Source organism: Nocardia sp. NPDC058176 (assembly GCF_042883805.1).
Classification (GTDB): Bacteria; Actinomycetota; Actinomycetes; order Mycobacteriales; family Mycobacteriaceae; genus Nocardia.
In genome coordinates this window covers 39,365-54,318 of sequence record NZ_JBHVVA010000014.1, presented here as the reverse complement: position 1 = coordinate 54,318, position 14,954 = coordinate 39,365, and the positions used below count along the sequence as shown (strand labels likewise).

General features: G+C 69.0%; 14 protein-coding genes. 3 read left to right on the top strand and 11 right to left on the bottom strand.

Translation table 11 applies throughout. The features are described 5' to 3' along the window. Positions 1–6 precede the first annotated feature (6 nt). Both trpS and ACFVVM_RS34130 read right to left on the bottom strand, forming a co-directional pair. Complete coding sequence (gene trpS, locus ACFVVM_RS34135; protein ID WP_387626791.1) at positions 7–1,038, bottom strand: tryptophan--tRNA ligase; 1,032 nt, start codon at positions 1,036–1,038, stop codon at positions 7–9. A gap of 61 nt (positions 1,039–1,099) precedes the next feature. Further along, positions 1,100–1,702, bottom strand: a complete 603-nt coding sequence (locus ACFVVM_RS34130; RefSeq protein ID WP_387626788.1) for a TetR/AcrR family transcriptional regulator — start codon at positions 1,700–1,702, stop codon at positions 1,100–1,102. An 86-nt stretch (positions 1,703–1,788) separates the two neighbouring features. Between ACFVVM_RS34130 and ACFVVM_RS34125 the strand changes: the two genes are divergently transcribed. Beyond that, the gene (locus ACFVVM_RS34125) at positions 1,789–2,943 is read left to right on the top strand and encodes a serine hydrolase domain-containing protein (protein WP_387626785.1); all 1,155 of its coding nucleotides are present in this window, start codon (positions 1,789–1,791) and stop codon (positions 2,941–2,943) included. 10 nt (positions 2,944–2,953) lie between these two features. Here the strand turns inward: ACFVVM_RS34125 and ACFVVM_RS34120 are convergent, their stop codons facing one another. Beyond that, positions 2,954–3,898 carry an oxygenase MpaB family protein gene (locus ACFVVM_RS34120; RefSeq protein ID WP_387626783.1) on the bottom strand — a complete coding sequence of 315 codons (945 nt, stop codon included), beginning with the start codon at positions 3,896–3,898 and terminating at the stop codon, positions 2,954–2,956. A 99-nt stretch (positions 3,899–3,997) separates the two neighbouring features. Between ACFVVM_RS34120 and ACFVVM_RS34115 the strand changes: the two genes are divergently transcribed. Continuing rightward, positions 3,998–4,639 (top strand): TetR/AcrR family transcriptional regulator, encoded by a 642-nt coding sequence (locus ACFVVM_RS34115; RefSeq protein ID WP_387626780.1) that lies wholly within the window; start codon positions 3,998–4,000, stop codon positions 4,637–4,639. 105 nt (positions 4,640–4,744) lie between these two features. Here the strand turns inward: ACFVVM_RS34115 and ACFVVM_RS34110 are convergent, their stop codons facing one another. The 4 genes from ACFVVM_RS34110 to ACFVVM_RS34095 all read right to left on the bottom strand — a co-directional run bounded on the left by ACFVVM_RS34110 (position 4,745) and on the right by ACFVVM_RS34095 (position 8,458). Continuing rightward, the gene (locus ACFVVM_RS34110; RefSeq protein ID WP_387626778.1) at positions 4,745–6,589 is read right to left on the bottom strand and encodes a VWA domain-containing protein; all 1,845 of its coding nucleotides are present in this window, start codon (positions 6,587–6,589) and stop codon (positions 4,745–4,747) included. A gap of 119 nt (positions 6,590–6,708) precedes the next feature. Continuing rightward, positions 6,709–7,188, bottom strand: coding sequence for a barstar family protein (locus ACFVVM_RS34105; protein ID WP_387626776.1), 480 nt, complete (start codon positions 7,186–7,188; stop codon positions 6,709–6,711). Beyond that, the gene (locus tag ACFVVM_RS34100; protein ID WP_387626773.1) at positions 7,188–7,682 is read right to left on the bottom strand and encodes a ribonuclease domain-containing protein; all 495 of its coding nucleotides are present in this window, start codon (positions 7,680–7,682) and stop codon (positions 7,188–7,190) included. The genes ACFVVM_RS34105 and ACFVVM_RS34100 overlap by 1 nt, the downstream gene beginning before the upstream one ends. Further along, the gene (locus ACFVVM_RS34095; protein ID WP_387626770.1) at positions 7,679–8,458 is read right to left on the bottom strand and encodes an exodeoxyribonuclease III; all 780 of its coding nucleotides are present in this window, start codon (positions 8,456–8,458) and stop codon (positions 7,679–7,681) included. The genes ACFVVM_RS34100 and ACFVVM_RS34095 overlap by 4 nt, the downstream gene beginning before the upstream one ends. A gap of 68 nt (positions 8,459–8,526) precedes the next feature. Between ACFVVM_RS34095 and ACFVVM_RS34090 the strand changes: the two genes are divergently transcribed. Further along, entirely contained in the window at positions 8,527–9,381 is an 855-nt protein-coding gene (locus ACFVVM_RS34090) for an alpha/beta fold hydrolase (protein ID WP_387626768.1), read from the top strand. A gap of 22 nt (positions 9,382–9,403) precedes the next feature. Here the strand turns inward: ACFVVM_RS34090 and ACFVVM_RS34085 are convergent, their stop codons facing one another. The 4 genes from ACFVVM_RS34085 to glpK form a co-directional block, all read right to left on the bottom strand. Next, positions 9,404–10,636, bottom strand: coding sequence for an acyl-CoA dehydrogenase family protein (locus ACFVVM_RS34085; protein ID WP_387626766.1), 1,233 nt, complete (start codon positions 10,634–10,636; stop codon positions 9,404–9,406). A gap of 129 nt (positions 10,637–10,765) precedes the next feature. Beyond that, positions 10,766–11,515, bottom strand: coding sequence for an SDR family oxidoreductase (locus ACFVVM_RS34080; RefSeq protein ID WP_387626764.1), 750 nt, complete (start codon positions 11,513–11,515; stop codon positions 10,766–10,768). 212 nt (positions 11,516–11,727) lie between these two features. Further along, complete coding sequence (glpD, locus tag ACFVVM_RS34075) at positions 11,728–13,407, bottom strand: glycerol-3-phosphate dehydrogenase (RefSeq protein WP_387626762.1); 1,680 nt, start codon at positions 13,405–13,407, stop codon at positions 11,728–11,730. A 31-nt stretch (positions 13,408–13,438) separates the two neighbouring features. Beyond that, positions 13,439–14,953 carry a glycerol kinase GlpK gene (gene glpK, locus ACFVVM_RS34070; RefSeq protein ID WP_387626760.1) on the bottom strand — a complete coding sequence of 505 codons (1,515 nt, stop codon included), beginning with the start codon at positions 14,951–14,953 and terminating at the stop codon, positions 13,439–13,441. Position 14,954: the final 1 nt, after the last annotated feature.

Below are 14,954 nucleotides of genomic sequence, written 5' to 3'. Positions count from 1 at the left end.
ACCGGGTCAGCGAGCCAGGAAGCCCACCCGGTCGTACACCTGAGCCAGTGTGTTGCCGGCGATCTCGCGTGCCCGCTCCGACCCCGCGGCCAGAATCCGGTCCAGCTCGGCGGGATCCGAGAGGTACTCCTGAACCTGCTTCTGCACGGGGGTCACGAATTCGACCAGCGCGTCGGCCACCTCGGCCTTGAGATCACCGTAACCCTTGCCCGCGAAATTCTCCTCCAACGTGACGATGGGGGTCGCGGTGAGCGAGCTCAGGATCACCAGCAGGTTGCTGACGCCCGCCTTGTGCTCGGTGTCGTAGCGGATCTCGCGCTCGGTGTCGGTGACCGCCGAGCGCACCTTCTTCGCGGTGACCTTCGGATCGTCGAGCAGGTTGATCAGGCCCGCGTCGCTCGAGGCCGACTTGCTCATCTTCGCGGTCGGGTCCTGCAGGTCGTAGATCTTGGCGGTGCCCTTGACGATGTGCGGCTCGGGCACCACGAAGGTCTTCTTGAACCGGGTGTTGAAGCGCTGGGCCAGGTTTCGGGTCAGCTCGAGGTGCTGGCGCTGATCCTCGCCGACCGGCACCTGGTGCGGGCGGTAGAGCAGGATGTCGGCGGCCATCAGCACCGGGTAGGTGAACAGGCCGACGGTCGCGTTCTCGGCGCCCTGCTTGACCGACTTGTCCTTGAACTGGGTCATCCGGCTGGCCTCACCGAAACCGGTGATGCAGCTCAGAACCCAGGACAGCTCGGCGTGCTCGGGCACCTGACTCTGCACGAACAGCGTGGACTTGACCGGGTCGATGCCCAGCGCGAGCAGCTGGGCGGCCGCGGCCTTGGTGCGCGCGCGCAGCGCCTTGGGGTCCTGGCTGACGGTGATCGCGTGCATGTCGGGAATGAAGTACAGCGCGTCGTACTCGTCCTGCATCGTCACCCAGTACTGCAGCGCACCCAGGTAGTTGCCGAGGTGGAAGGAGTCACTGGTGGGCTGGATGCCCGACAGCACCCGCTGCTTGCGTTCGGCCGTCTGAGCCGGGGCAGGACTTGACATGGACCCGATCTTTCCATGCCCATCAAGCGGAATTTCGCTGCACCCAGGTGGCACCGGGCGGTTACCGGACGCCTGGCCGACCGAGTGCCTCGATCATGAAGCCGAGGGCGCGATCGGCACGAGCGCGGTCCCCGGTCATGATGAGATCGAGTTGCAGGCCGCGGACCTGCGCCAAGACGCTCGTCGCCAACGCGGCGGCATCACCGGGCGGCCACCCCTCCCTGATCAAGCGCTCTTCGACCGGAACGAGCCAGTCGTTGATGATCGACTGGACGAGTCGCCCACCGCGCTCGGGCTCTCGCCCGGTGCGCCCGACCAGTTCGAACAGCAACAGGAACTGCCGCTGTTCCCGAGGTTCGCACAGCAACCGCCACGCCGTTCGCACGAACTCCGAGGTGGATTCCGCGCCGCGAAGTTCGTCGTCGCCGATGATGCGCGCCGTGAAATCGGCGTGGATCCGGCCGAGCACCTGCAGGAGCAGCTCGTCCTTCGACGAGAAGTGCCGCAGCAGTGTCGCATGGGTGACGCCGAGCGCCTGCGCGATCGTCCGCAGGGACGCGTCCCCGATGCCGTGATCGAGCACGTATTCCGTCGCCGCGGCCAGCAATTCCGGCCGCCGGTGCTGAAACCGCAGTGTGCGCCCATCCACGCGAGGTGTGCCCATCGCGCAATCCTAACCCGCCGTCACCTCGGTAAATTTGGCGTACCAAGTGGTTGTCCTAACCAAGTGGTACTGCTAGTTTGGCAGTCATGACCGACCCCCTCTCCGCCCTGGCAGGGCTTGGCCTGTTCACCGGCGCTCCGCAGCACGACAACTTCTGCCGCCTGTGGAACCTGCTGCCGGTGGGTGCGTTGACCCCGTCGTCGACACCGCACCAGTGGCGCACCGGCGACCCGATCGAACTTCCCGACACCTACGAGTTCGCCGGCGAGCGGAAGTCGTTCGAGGAATTCTTCGTCGAGACCGACACCGCGGCACTGCTGGTCCTCGAGGACGGCGTCATCCGCCACGAGCGGTACGCGCTGACCGGCGGACCCGAGGTGCCGTGGATTTCGATGTCGGTGGCGAAGAGCTTCATCTCCACGCTGGTCGGTATCGCCGTCGCCGAGGGGCACATCACCGGCATCGACCAGCCCATCAGCGACTATGTGCCGGTCGATCCCGGCTCCGCCTACGACGGGGTCTCGATCAAGAACGTGCTGCAGATGTCGTCCGGGGCGCGGTGGAACGAGGATTACAGCGACCCGACCTCGGACATCTTCCGGCTCAACGCGGCAATGGCCGGCGTCGGCACACTCGACGACTTCGTCGCGGGCGTGGTTCGCGAGAGTGAACCGGGGACGGTCTGCCGCTACAACTCCGGTGACACCCAGGCGCTCGGCTCGCTACTGGTTCACGCCACCGGTCGTTCGATCACCGACTACATGCAGGAAAAACTGTACGAACCCCTCGGTATGACCGCACCGGGCTACTGGCTGCTCGACGCCGTCGGCATGGAGGTCGCCTTCGCCGGGCTGAACATGACCGCCCGGGATTTCGCCAAGCTCGGCGAGCTGTATCGCAACGGGGGCAGGTGGCAGGGCACCCAGATCGTCCCGGAAGCGTGGGTGCGCGCCTCCGTCGTTCCCGATGCCACGCACCTGCGACCGGGGCTGCCGATTGTCGGTACGCACCGGTTCGATTTCGGATACGGCTATCAGTGGTGGATTCCCGCAGGCGACCGTGGCGCGTTCAGCGCGATCGGCGTGTACAACCAATTCGTCCATGTCGACCCGGCGACGAAGGCGGTGATCGTCAAGCTGTCCGCCAATCGGACCTACGGAACGGCCGACGACGAATCCGCCAACCGCGAGCACGAGACCGGCGCCTTCCTGCAGGCGATCACCGACACCTTGCGGCGCTGACGGTTCCCCCTCAAGCGGAATTTCGCTGCACCCAGTTGCGCGGATCGACGCCGGGCATGCTCGGCTTGCCCGCCCTGACCATGCGCTGCTCGCGGCGGGCGAGCAGCTGGTAGGAGGGGGTGCTCGGTCCGGCCAGTGTCCCGGCGAGCACCCGGGGAGCCAGTGGCGGCGCGAGGTGCGCGGTGCGGATGCCGGTGCTGAGCGTGCGGTAGGCGAGCTCATCGGTGATCCCCCATTCCATCCCGTACAACTGCCGGATTCGCGGCGGCAGGCTGCCCTGCACCAGCAGGTACAGCGCGGTGCCGACCTGTTCGGCGGGTGGGGCGAGGCGGTAGGCCCGGCGCTGCCCGGCCAGGTAGGAGCCGACCAGGTGGGCCTCGTCGGTGAGGAACAGTTCACCCGAACTCAGGTAGTCGTCGAAGTAGTGGCGGAAGGCGGGGTAGTCGGCGGGCGCGGCCTCGCGGGGCATGCCGAACAGTTCGCCCCAGCGCACGTAGTCCTGGTAGAGGTCCTCCCGTTCGGTGGGGGTGAGTGTGCGGACCAGCTGGTCGTGCATGACCTCGGCCGAGTCGAAGGTGAAGGCCATGGTCATGAACATCAGGTGCGGATCGTGGGCCGCGTAGGCGGTGCCCGCCGGATGCTTCGGACCCGCGTCCTCGGGCAGCGCGCCGACGACCCGGCTGTGCTTGCGACGGGTGAAGGCGAGCGCCCGGTCGGCTTCGGTCTTGCTGCCGAGGAACACCGCTTCGAACAGCGCGCCGGTGGTGGCGAGGCGGGTGTAGGGCGTGTCGCGATGGGTGGTGTGCTCGGCCGTGCCGACGTAGAGCAGCGGATTCACCGCGCCGACGACCAGCGCCCGCAGGCCGTAGGTCATGCCGACCGCGCGCTTGCTCATCACCCGTCGAATCATCGAATCGTCGGCGAAATATCCGGCTTCGCCCGGTCGTGCCACCATGTCGCGCCTCCTCGTCGAGTGCATCTGGCAATAGAATCCCCCAGATTTGATAATCTGGCAAGAGTCTCTACCAGAAAGTCGGCGAGCGGAGGGCGCAGAATGGGAGCCGTGGCAGCACAACGGACCTATGGCGGAGTCTCGGCCGAGCAGCGACAGGCCCAGCGGCGCACCGCGCTACTCGACGCCGCGCTCGACATCGTCGCCGAGGACGGGCAGGCCAAGCTGACCGTCGCCGGGCTGTGCACGCGCGCCGGGCTCAACGAGCGCTACTACTACGAGAGTTTCCCGAGCCGCGATGCCGTGCTCGAGGCGCTGCTCGACCGGATCGCCGAGGAACTGGCGGCCGCCATCGCCATCGCACTGGCCTCCTCCCCCGCGCAGAGCCGCGCGCAGGCCCACGCCGCCATCAGCGCCGGGATCGCCGTGCTCACCGACGACCCGCGCAAGGCCCGCGCCGCGCTCGTGGCCAGCGTGGCCACCCCCGAACTACGGGCCCGCACGGCCCGCACGGTGAGTTCCTTCGCCCGCCTGGTCGCGGCCGAGGGCACCGACTTCTACGGGGAGGCGAGCGCGCCGGAAGCCGTGGTCGACTTCCGGGCCAACTACCTGATCGGCGGCCTGGTCCAGACCCTCACCACCTGGCTGGCCGGGGATCTCCGCCTGACCCGCGCCGAGCTGATCGACCAGACCACCGACGTGTTCGTCCTCCTGGGTGAGGACCTCGCCACCCGCTACCGCTGACCACATCGGCGGCCCGCGGACCCCCTTCGCACGGCCGAGACGAGCCGGACGCCAGGTCGCCCGGCGCAACCCCGCCGGGCCGCGCTACGACACCAGACCGCCGGGTCAGCGGCGAGTTCTCCTGCGCCGCAGAGTGATCACGACGCCGACGACGCCGAGCAGAAGCAGCGCGCCGACCGCGACGCCGACGACAACAAAGGTGCCGCCGTCATCGTCGTCGGTCGACGCACCGCCCGTCGCGGCATCGGCGCGGTGTTCGCCGGTGGGTTCGGCCGGGGCGATGCGGTAGCTGGGACCCGGTTCCGGGGTGCCGGTGACCGTGAGGTCGAGTTCGATCGGGACGGGACCGGCCACCGCGTCGTCCTTGGCGGGGGCGAGTTTCACCGCGACGTAATACCACCCGGCCGTGGCGACCGCGGCGACATCGGGCGAGGAGGATTCCCGGTTGCGGTAGCGCGCTTCGGGGGTGGCGAGCGCGGGTTCGTTCGCGGGCAGGGTGGTGGCCGTGCCGGTGTAGGTGGTGAACGCGCGGTCGAGTTCCTTGCGATGGGGGTTGTACAGGGTCGTGTCGACTATCGAGACGTGCTCGATGCCGCGCCCCGGTGTCTCGAGGTAGCGCACCCGGTAGGCCAGGCCCTGACCCCAGTCCACCTTCACCTTGTAGAAGACGAACTCGCCGCGCTGCAGGGTGTCGGTGTAGACGCCGGAGCCGCCGAGTTCGGTCGCCACGTTGAACGAGCCGCCGCCGGTCACCGGGGTGCTCGGTCCGCCCGGCTCGGCGAAGGTGACCGGTGCGGGGTTCGCGGCGGGACCGGCATCGGTGACACCGGGTTCGACGGCGACGTTCAGCTCCAGCGGCAACGACTCGGGCGCCCCGTCGGCGACACCGGACCATTCGAGGGTGAAGTGGTAGCGCCCGCCGCCCTTGCACGTGTCGGTGCCGCCTGCCTCGGTCGCGCCCTTCCACTCCTTGGCCACCGTGAGCGCGACGCCGTCGGTGGACCGGGTGGCCTGCTCGAACTCGAAGGCGTTGCAGTCCTTGCCGTCGGCGCCGAAGACCCGCAGTTGAATGCTGTTGTTGGACAGCGGGTTGTTCTCGCCGCGCGGGAAGGAGACGGTGCCGGCGAAGTACGCCGTGGCGCCGTCGGGGATCTCGACCGCGTAGTGGCGGCGCTGGCGCTGCTCGATGGTGTCGAGGTACTGCCCGGCCGCCAGCACGGGAGCGTCCTGGTAGCTCGCGGTGCCCGTGACGCTCTCGCCCGCCGAGGCGTAGTCGCGCAGGGCGGCCTTGCTTACCCTGGGCAGGACCTGTTCGAGGGCCTTGCCGTCGGCGGCGTCGGTGTAGGTGCCGCCGGTGGTCTCGGCGATGCAGGTCAGCTGGACGCGGGAGGGTTCGTCGACGCCGAAACCGATGGCGTGCACCACGATCTCCGCGCCGTTGCCGCTGAGTTCGCGGGCGACCTCACACGGATCGGGCGGCGCGCAGGTGTCGAGGCCGTCGGAGACCAGCACGATCGAGCGCGGGCCCTCGGTGGGGAGTTCGGCCGCGGCGGTGCGCAGCGCGGTGCCGATCGGGGTGTAGCCGCTGGGTGTGATCCCGTCGACGGCGGTGGTCAGCGCGGCGCGGTCGATGGTCTCCGGTGCGCGCAGCACCGACACGTCGCGACAGCCCGCGTCCTTCTCCGCGTCGGTGGAGCCGGTGCCGGTGCCGTAGACCGACAGGCCAACCTGGGCCTGTGCCGGGGCGGTGTCGACGAAACCACGCACCGCCGACTTCGCCGCGTCCATTTTGGTGCCGCCGCCGGGGTCGGCGGCCAGCATCGAACCGGAGGCGTCGAGCACCAGCATGGTCGGTGCGTAGGGGCTGTTCTCGGGTGCCGTCTGGGCGAGGGCGGGCGCGGCCAGCAGACCGAGCACCCCCACCAGACCGATGATCTTCGCGAAACGCATCACGCTGGCCGAACTCCCGTCCCGGCCCGCCGCGTCTCGACGGGCCCGGAACCGACCCTAGGGCCTGTTTCGCGGTCGTGCCCGGGAACACCGCGCCGACCGGCCTCGCGCACGCCGGATCAGGCGGACAGCCAGACCGCGTCGAAGTCGTCCGGGTCGCCCTGCAGGACCACGCGGAAGGCGACCTCGCGCTTGCCCCAGTAGGCGGCGGCGTCGCGCACGGCGGCCTCGAACCAGGCGCGTTCGGTGGGCTGTTCGGCCAGCAGGTCGGCCGCGGTGCGCACCACCGCGACGTAGCCGGGGGCGTCTCCGACGTAGTCGTCGAGGTCGCGCAGGGCCTCGTCGAAGGCGTCCTTGTTGGCGCCGAAGTAGTACGGGAACTGGAAGGCGGCGGCGAACTCGTCGAACAGTTCGGCGACGGTGCGCATCTTGGGGCCGCGCAGTTCGCGCACGCGGTAGTCGGCTGGCGCGTCGTAGCGGACGCCGCTGAACTGGGCGGCGTCGACCAGCAGGGCGCCGAGCACCGGTGGCCGACCGGTGGCCGGTGCCTCGGCGGTGGGACGAGCAAGGAACTGCGACAGCGTCATTCGCGTCGTCATCAGCGCATCCTCGTGAAGGTGTCGTAGTGGTCGCCGGTGTACCAGGCGCTGCCGTCACTGCCGGTGACGATGCGTTCGGCATCGCGAGAACGATTGCGCTGCTTGGGATTGACGTCCCATTCCTGATAGGTCACCGATTTGCCCGCCGAATCCTTCGCGGGCAACCGGCCTTCCCGGTTCATGAAGTGGATACCGCCCTTCGTCCCCGGCGCGTTCGCCGAATCCGGCCAGCGCCCCGCATCGATCTCCACGAGGGTCGTATAGGCCCGGTCCGGCACCCCACTGGCCTTGGTGACCGGCGCCGCCGACGGACTCGCGGCGGGCGGGCCGGGCTTGGGCGCGCTGGCGGAGGTCGTCTCCACGACCACGCGGGTGGTGGTCGCGGCGGTCGTGGTGTCGCTGTCGCCGCGTCCGCCGATCAAGCTGAGCCCGAGGGCGAGCACGATCAGGACGAGCCCCCCGAGCAGGCCGAGAGTCTTGCGCGAGAGATTCACCGGTACTGCACCGTGACCGGAGCGTGGTCGGACCAGCGCTGATCGTAGGCATCGGCCCGCTCGACCACCGCCTGCTTGGCCCGGGTGGTCAGCTCACCGAGCGCGAGCTGATAATCGATGCGCCAGCCCGAGTCGTTGTCGAAGGCGCGGCCGCGGTAGGACCACCAGCTGTAGGGGCCCGCCACGCCGGGGTGCAGGGCGCGCACCACGTCGACGTAGCCCGCGGCGAGCAGTTCGGCGATCCAGGCGCGCTCCTCGGGCAGGAATCCCGCGGACTTCTGGTTGCCCTTCCAGTTCTTGAGGTCCACTTCGGCGGGGGCGATGTTCCAGTCGCCACTCACCACGAACTCGCCGGTGCGCGACTTCAGGTAGGCGCCGAACTCGGCCAGGAACCGGTACTTCTCGTCCTGCTTGGGCGTGTTCGCCTCACCGGAGTGCACGTACACGCTGGCCACGGTGATGTCGTCGAAGTCGGCCTCGATGTACCGTCCCGACGCGGCGAACTCCGTGCTCCCGAAGCCGATCCGCACCGCGTCGGGCGCGCGCCGCGACAGGATGCCGACCCCGGCGCGGCCCTTCGATTCCGGCTCGGCGTGCGAGAGCACCCACCCGGCGTCGAGGGCAGGGGCCAGCGCCGCCGCGACCTGGGCGTCGGTCGCCCTGGTCTCCTGCAGGCAGACGATGTCGGCTTCGGTCGCGGCCAACCACGGCAACATGCCCTTGGTCGCCGCGGCGCGCACGCCGTTGACGTTGACGGTTGAGAGGATGATCGGCACGGTACGACCGTACAATGCAGAAAGGAATGCTCCCCCGGACACCGCCGTCCAGGAAGGGGTGAATGACGATGACGTCACGCACCGCCAAGTCCGCTGCCCCGCCCGCGCCCGTCGCGGCGCTGCACATCGGGTCCGGTGACCCGGTTCTGCTGTTGCACGGGTTCATGTTGTCGCCACACTGCTGGGAGCAGGTCGCGCACCGGATGGCGGCACACTGCGAGGTGTACGCGCCCGCGTTCGCCGGGCACTGGGGCGGGCCGAAGATCGAGGGCTGGTCGCTGGATGTGTACGCCCTGGCCGATCAGATCGAGGATCAGCTCGACGAGCTGGGCTGGCGCACCTGTCACATCGCCGGGAACTCACTCGGCGGCTGGGTCGGACTGGAGCTGGCGCGGCGCGGGCGGGCCCGCACGCTCACCACGGTCGCCGCGGCGGGCGGCTGGGCCTCGCCGTCGCTGAGCCAGGTCAGGATCGGGGCGAAGTTCGCGTCGATGATCCCGTTCGTCGAGGTCGGCAAGCGGCTCGGCGGCTTCGCGATCAACAATCTGCTGGTCCAGCAGGTGGCCGCGTTCCTGCTGGCCAAGAACACCGGGGCCGTCGCCCGCCGCGACCTGGCGACCATCATCACGGCCGTGCTGCACTGCGAGGCGATGCTCCCGCTGATCCTCGGCAGCCTGCGCGCCCCCGGCATGGACGATCTCGGCGAGCTGACGACGCCGGTGCGGATGTTGCTCGCCGAGTACGACCGGATCATCCCCAACCGTGTCTACGCCACCCGCTACCTGCGCGAACTGCCCGAATCGGCGGACCGGATCCTGATCCACGGGGTGGGGCACGTGCCGATGCTGGAGGCGCCCGACCGGATCGCCACCTTGATCGCCGAACACATCTACGCCAGCCGAGGGCACCTGCGCGCGGTGTGAGTCCGCGCGCAGGTCCGATCGGCTACTTGCCCAGCAGACCCTTGGCGATGTGGGTCACCTGGATCTCGTTGCTGCCCGCGTAGATCATCAGCGACTTGGCGTCGCGGGCCAGCTGCTCGACCCGGTACTCGCTCATGTATCCGTTGCCGCCGAACAGCTGCACCGCCTCCATCGCCACCTCGGTGGCCGCCTCGGAGCAGTACAGCTTCATCGCCGAGGCCTCGGCCAGGCTCGGCGGCTTGCCCGCGCGCCCGCGCTCGAGCACGTTGAACACCATGTTCTGCACATTGATTCGGGCGATCTCCATCTTGGCCAGCTTGAGCTGGACCAGCTGGAACCGCCCGATCTCCTGACCCCACAGCGTGCGGTTACGCGCGTAATCGACACAGAGCCGGTGACATTCGTCGATCACGCCCAGCGCCATGAACCCGACGCCGATCCGCTCGGCGGTGAAACTCGATCTGGCGCTTTCGCGTCCGTCGCCGCCGCGGTGGTCCTCGGTCTCGCCGAGCAGCCGATCCTTGCCGAGGCGGACGTTGTCGAAGAACAGTTCGCCGGTGGGCGAGGAGTGCAGGCCCATCTTCTTGAACGGTTTGCCCTGGGTGAGGCCCTCCATGCCCTTGTCGAGCACGAAGGTGAGCACCTTGCGGTCGCGCTTGTTGGCGCCGTCGCCCTCGTCGAGCTTGGCGTAGACGATCATCACGTCGGCGTTCGGGCCGTTGGTGATGAAGGTCTTCTGCCCGTTGAGGATGTAGTCCTCGCCGTCGCGTTCGACGCGAGTCTTCATGCCGCCGAACGCGTCCGAGCCCGAGTCCGGTTCGGTGATCGCCCACGAGGCCACCTTGCGCAGGGTGACGATGTCGGCGAGCCAGCGCTGCTTCTGGGCCAGGGTGCCCCGCGACATGATGGTGGTGGCCCCGAGCCCGATACTCACCCCGAGCGCCGACACCAAACCCATACAGACACCGGACAATTCACTGATCAGCACCGCCATCATCGACTGCTGATCCCCGAACGGGCTCCCCGGCTTCTTCTCCCCGCCCTCCCCCGGCCCGGCCGCTTCCTTGGCCAGCATCTTCGCGACCGCGTCCTCACCCATCGCGTCGATCCCGAACTGCGCGAACAACTTCCGCAGAACCGGATACGGCAGCATCTCCCCGCTGTCGAGCGCGTCCAGATTCGGCCTGACCTCCTTGTCGATGAACGCCCGCACAGCATCGCGGATCATCAGATCGGTCTCGGACCATTCGAACATCGTCGTTCTCCTGCTCTCCCGGCCGCCCAGCGCAACCATCCCGCGCACCGTGCGTCCCGCCGGCCTCGTCGTATTGACATCGTGCCAGTTAGTGCGCGACGACGTGGCCGGTTCAACCTTTCACGCTGCTCAGAGCAGTTTGCGGACGAGGGGGGTGGGGAGGAGGCGGAGGGCGTAGCCGAGGGGGAGCCAGGGCCAGGTGGGGACGTAGGCCTTGGGGCGGCGCTTTTCGATGGCGGCGACCATGGCGCGGACGCCGGGTTCGGTGTCGACCATGAACTTGGGCTGGTGTTTGACGCGGTCGTTCATCTCCGAGCGGATGTAGCCGGGGTAGATGACCGAGACGTCGACGCCGGGGATGGCTTCCGCGCGCAGGCCCTCGGCCAGTGCCGCTACACCCGCTTTGGTGGCGGCGTAGGTGGTGAGGGTTTTGGGCATGCCGCGCAGGCCGGAGATCGAGGAGATCATCACCAGGTGGCCGCGGCCCTGGGCGCGGAAGATGGTCAGGGCCGCTTCGGTCTGGGTGAGGGCGGCGAGGAAGTTGACCGTCGCGGTTTCGCGGTTGGCGTCGTGGCGGCCGGTGCCCAGCGGTGCGCCCTTGCCGAGTCCGGCGTTCACCACGACCCGGTCGATCGTGCCGAATTCGAGCGCGAACTCGTCGAAGACGGTGAACACCGCCGCGTCGTCGGTGACGTCGAGCTGTTTCACCGAGATGATCCGCTCCGGGTGCGCGAGGATGATCTCCGTGCGCAGCTCATCGAGCCGCTCGGTGCGCCGCGCACACAACCCCAGGTCGTAGCCCAGTGCCGCGAACTGTCGCGCCATCTCCGCGCCCAACCCGGAACTTGCCCCGGTGATGACGATGGCGCCCCGGCTCATGACCGACCACCCGGCAGCGTGACCCGCCTTGGCCCGAATTCCGTATCCATGCACTCACGCTAGCGACCCCGCCCGCCCCGTGCGACGTGTCCGGCCCGGAACGCTCGCGCTTGCCGAAAGCGTGGGACGGCCGCTTCACCTGCTCGACCTGCCGCCTCGGCACGAGGACTTCCGCAGCGAAGCGCGAGCTGCCGCGCGGTCCGAACCTCGCCTCAGCGCACCGCGACCAACCGGGCCGAGTTGGCGGATTCGTCGTCGCCTGCCTGGTTGGCGGCCAGTTCGGCGTGGACGCGGTCGTAGTAGCGGTTGATCTCGGCTTCGGTGGTTTCGGGGTCCCAGCCGAGGAGGGGGGCGGCGAGGCGGGCGATTTCGGGGGCGGCGGCCAGGCCGCGGTCGGGGACCTCGATGGAGATGCGGGTGCGGCGGGTGAGGAGGTCGTCGAGGTGCAGGGCGCCCTCGTGGGTGACGGCGTAGACGATCTCGGCGGCGAGGTAGTCCGGTGCGCCCGGAATCGGTTGGCGCAGTGCGGGATCAGCGTCGATCAGGGCGAACAGGTCGGTGACCAGCGAACCGTAGCGGCCGAGCAGGTGTTCGACCACGTCGACCGGGAGCCGGGCTTCGGCCGCGAGCGGGGCGAGATCGGCCCGCAGCTCGTGGTAGCCGGTGGCTCCGACGATCGGCAGGTCGGCGGTGGTCGAGGGCGCGATGGCGCCGCCGAGGCGCTCGGCGACGGCGTCGACCACATCGGCCGCCATCACCCGGTAGGTGGTGTACTTGCCGCCCGCGATCACGAACAGGCCGGGCGTGGGCTCGGCGACGGCGTGCTCACGGGAGAGCTTGGCCGTCTCCTTGGACGCGCCGGTCATCAGCGGGCGCAGCCCGGCATAAGTGCCGACGATGTCGGCCCTGGTCAGCGGCTCACGCAGCAGGCCGTTGACGTGGTCGAGGATGTACTGGACATCGGCGGCGGTGGCCGTCGGATGGTTCTTGTCCAGTGACCATTCGGTGTCGGTGGTGCCGATGATCCAGTGCTCGGCCCACGGGATCACGAACAGCACCGACTTCTCGGTGCGCATGATGAGCCCGGTGTGCAGGTCGAGCCGGTCGCGCGGGACCAGGATGTGCACGCCCTTGGACATGCGCACATGGAACGGGAAGTCGACGCCGGTCAGCTTGATCATGTCGTCGGTCCACACCCCGGTCGCGCTGATCACGCTGCGGGCCCGGATCGTATGCGACAGACCGGTTTCCAGGTCGAGGACGCGGGCGCCGACCACGCGATCGCCCTCGCGTTCCAGCCCGGTCACCGAGGTGCGGGTGAGCACGGTGGCGCCGTGTTCGGCGGCGGTCCTGGCGATCATCATGGTGTGGCGGGCGTCGTCGACCTGGGCGTCGTAGTAGCGGATCGCGCCGGTCATCGCGTCCGCGCGCAGGGCGGGCGCCAATTCCAGTGCGCCGGTGCGGGACAGGTGCTTGTGCATGGGGACCGCGCGGGCGCCGCCGAGGGTGTCATAGAGGGCGATGCCCGCGCCGATGTAGGCCCGTTCCCAGACGCGGTGCTGCAACGGGAACAGGAACGGCACCGGTCGCACCAGATGCGGGGCCAGCGTATTCAGCAGCAGCCCACGCTCTTTGAGCGCCTCGCGCACCAGCGCGAAGTCCAGCTGCTCGAGGTAGCGCAGGCCACCGTGGATGAGCTTGGACGAGCGGCTCGAGGTGCCTGCGGCGAAATCGCGCGCCTCGACCAGGGTGACCGACAGTCCGCGCGCGGCGGCGTCGAGCGCGGCACCGGCACCGGTGACCCCGCCACCGATCACCAGCACGTCGATCTCGTTGTCGCCGAGCGCCGCGATCGCCTGGGCGCGGTAGGTGGAGTCCAGTTGGACGGACACGACATTCTCCTTCGAAAAGTGTTGGCAGTGCTCAGATTTCGGCCCAGTCGAGGGTGCGCGAGACGGCTTTGAGCCAGCGGCGGTAGCCGTTCTCGCGCTGGGAGTCGGTCCAGGTGGGATACCAGTGGACGTCCTCGGCCCAGTTGGCCACCAATTCGTCGGTGCCACGCCAGAATCCGACGGCCAGGCCGGCGGCATAGGCGGCGCCGAGCGCGGTGGTCTCGGGCACCACCGGTCGCGAGACCGGCACGCCGAGCAGGTCGGCCTGGATCTGCATGGCCAGCTGGTTGACGGTGACTCCACCGTCGACCCGCAGCGTCGCCAGGCGCACCCCGGCATCGCGCTGCATGGCCTCGACCACGTCACGGGTCTGATAGGCGATGGATTCCAGTGTCGCCCTGGCCAAGTGGGCATTGTTGCTGTAGCGCGAGAGGCCGACGACGGCGCCACGCGCATCGGGTCGCCAGTACGGCGCGAACAGGCCGGAGAAGGCGGGCACGAAGTACACCCCGCCCGAGTCTTCGACCTGCCCGGCGAGATCCTCGATCTGGGCGGCGCCGGCGATGATGCCGAGCTGATCGCGCAGCCACTGCACGGCCGAGCCGGTCACCGCGATCGAGCCCTCCAGCGCGTAGGCGGGTTTGTCGTCACCGAACTGATAGGCCACGGTGGTGAGCAGTCCGTGCGTCGAGCGCACGATCTCGGTGCCGGTGTTGAGCATCAGGAAATTGCCGGTGCCGTAGGTGTTCTTGGCCTCGCCCGGCTCGAAACACACCTGGCCGACGCCCGCCGCCTGCTGGTCACCGAGCACGCCCGCGATGCGAACCGCGCCCTTGAACGGGCCGTCGGGATTGGTGGTGCCGAAGCCCGCCGGGTTCGACGAGGGCGCGATGGTCGGCAGCATGGCGCGCGGGATGCCGAACAGGGCGAGCAGTTCGTCGTCCCAGTCCAGCGTCTCGAGATCCATCAGCATGGTGCGCGAGGCATTGGTCGCGTCGGTGACGTGCACGCCGCCGCGAACCCCACCCGTCAGGTTCCAGATCAGCCAGCTGTCCATGGTGCCGAACAGGGCGTCGCCGCGTTCGGCGTCGGCGCGCACGCCCGTGACCTTGTCGAGGATCCAGCGCAGCTTGCCGCCGGAGAAGTACGGTGCGGGCGGCAATCCCGTTCTGGCGCGGATGAATTCGCTGTGTCCGGCGGCCTCGAGATCGGCGATGATGCGGTCGGTGCGGGTGTCCTGCCAGACGATGGCGTTGCCGTAGGGGCGGCCGGTGCGGCGGTTCCACACGACGGTGGTCTCGCGCTGGTTGGTGACGCCGACGGCGGCGAGATCGGCGGCGGTGAGCTCGGCCACGGCCAGGGCGGTCTTGACGACGGTGCGGGTACGTTCCCAGATCTCGTCGGGGTTGTGTTCGATCCAGCCCGCCTTCGGCATGATCTGCTCGTGCTCGAGCTGATGGCGCGCGACGACGGCGCCCGCGTGATCGAAGACCATGAAGCGCGTCGAGGTCGTGCCCTGATCGATCGCACCCACATACCGGTTCATC

Bases quoted from the DNA above. Each gene is read 5' to 3' on its own strand.
- ACFVVM_RS34080 (WP_387626764.1), bottom strand. From the start codon at position 11,515: ATGAGCCGGGGCGCCATCGTCATCACCGGGGCAAGTTCCGGGTTGGGC.
- ACFVVM_RS34110 (WP_387626778.1), bottom strand. From the start codon at position 6,589: ATGCGTTTCGCGAAGATCATCGGTCTGGTGGGGGTGCTCGGTCTGCTG.
- ACFVVM_RS34120 (WP_387626783.1), bottom strand. From the start codon at position 3,898: ATGGTGGCACGACCGGGCGAAGCCGGATATTTCGCCGACGATTCGATG.
- ACFVVM_RS34115 (WP_387626780.1), top strand. From the start codon at position 3,998: ATGGGAGCCGTGGCAGCACAACGGACCTATGGCGGAGTCTCGGCCGAG.
- ACFVVM_RS34105 (WP_387626776.1), bottom strand. From the start codon at position 7,188: ATGACGACGCGAATGACGCTGTCGCAGTTCCTTGCTCGTCCCACCGCC.
- ACFVVM_RS34130 (WP_387626788.1), bottom strand. From the start codon at position 1,702: ATGGGCACACCTCGCGTGGATGGGCGCACACTGCGGTTTCAGCACCGG.
- ACFVVM_RS34125 (WP_387626785.1), top strand. From the start codon at position 1,789: ATGACCGACCCCCTCTCCGCCCTGGCAGGGCTTGGCCTGTTCACCGGC.
- glpK (WP_387626760.1), bottom strand. From the start codon at position 14,953: ATGAACCGGTATGTGGGTGCGATCGATCAGGGCACGACCTCGACGCGC.
- ACFVVM_RS34090 (WP_387626768.1), top strand. From the start codon at position 8,527: ATGACGTCACGCACCGCCAAGTCCGCTGCCCCGCCCGCGCCCGTCGCG.
- trpS (WP_387626791.1), bottom strand. From the start codon at position 1,038: ATGTCAAGTCCTGCCCCGGCTCAGACGGCCGAACGCAAGCAGCGGGTG.
- ACFVVM_RS34085 (WP_387626766.1), bottom strand. From the start codon at position 10,636: ATGTTCGAATGGTCCGAGACCGATCTGATGATCCGCGATGCTGTGCGG.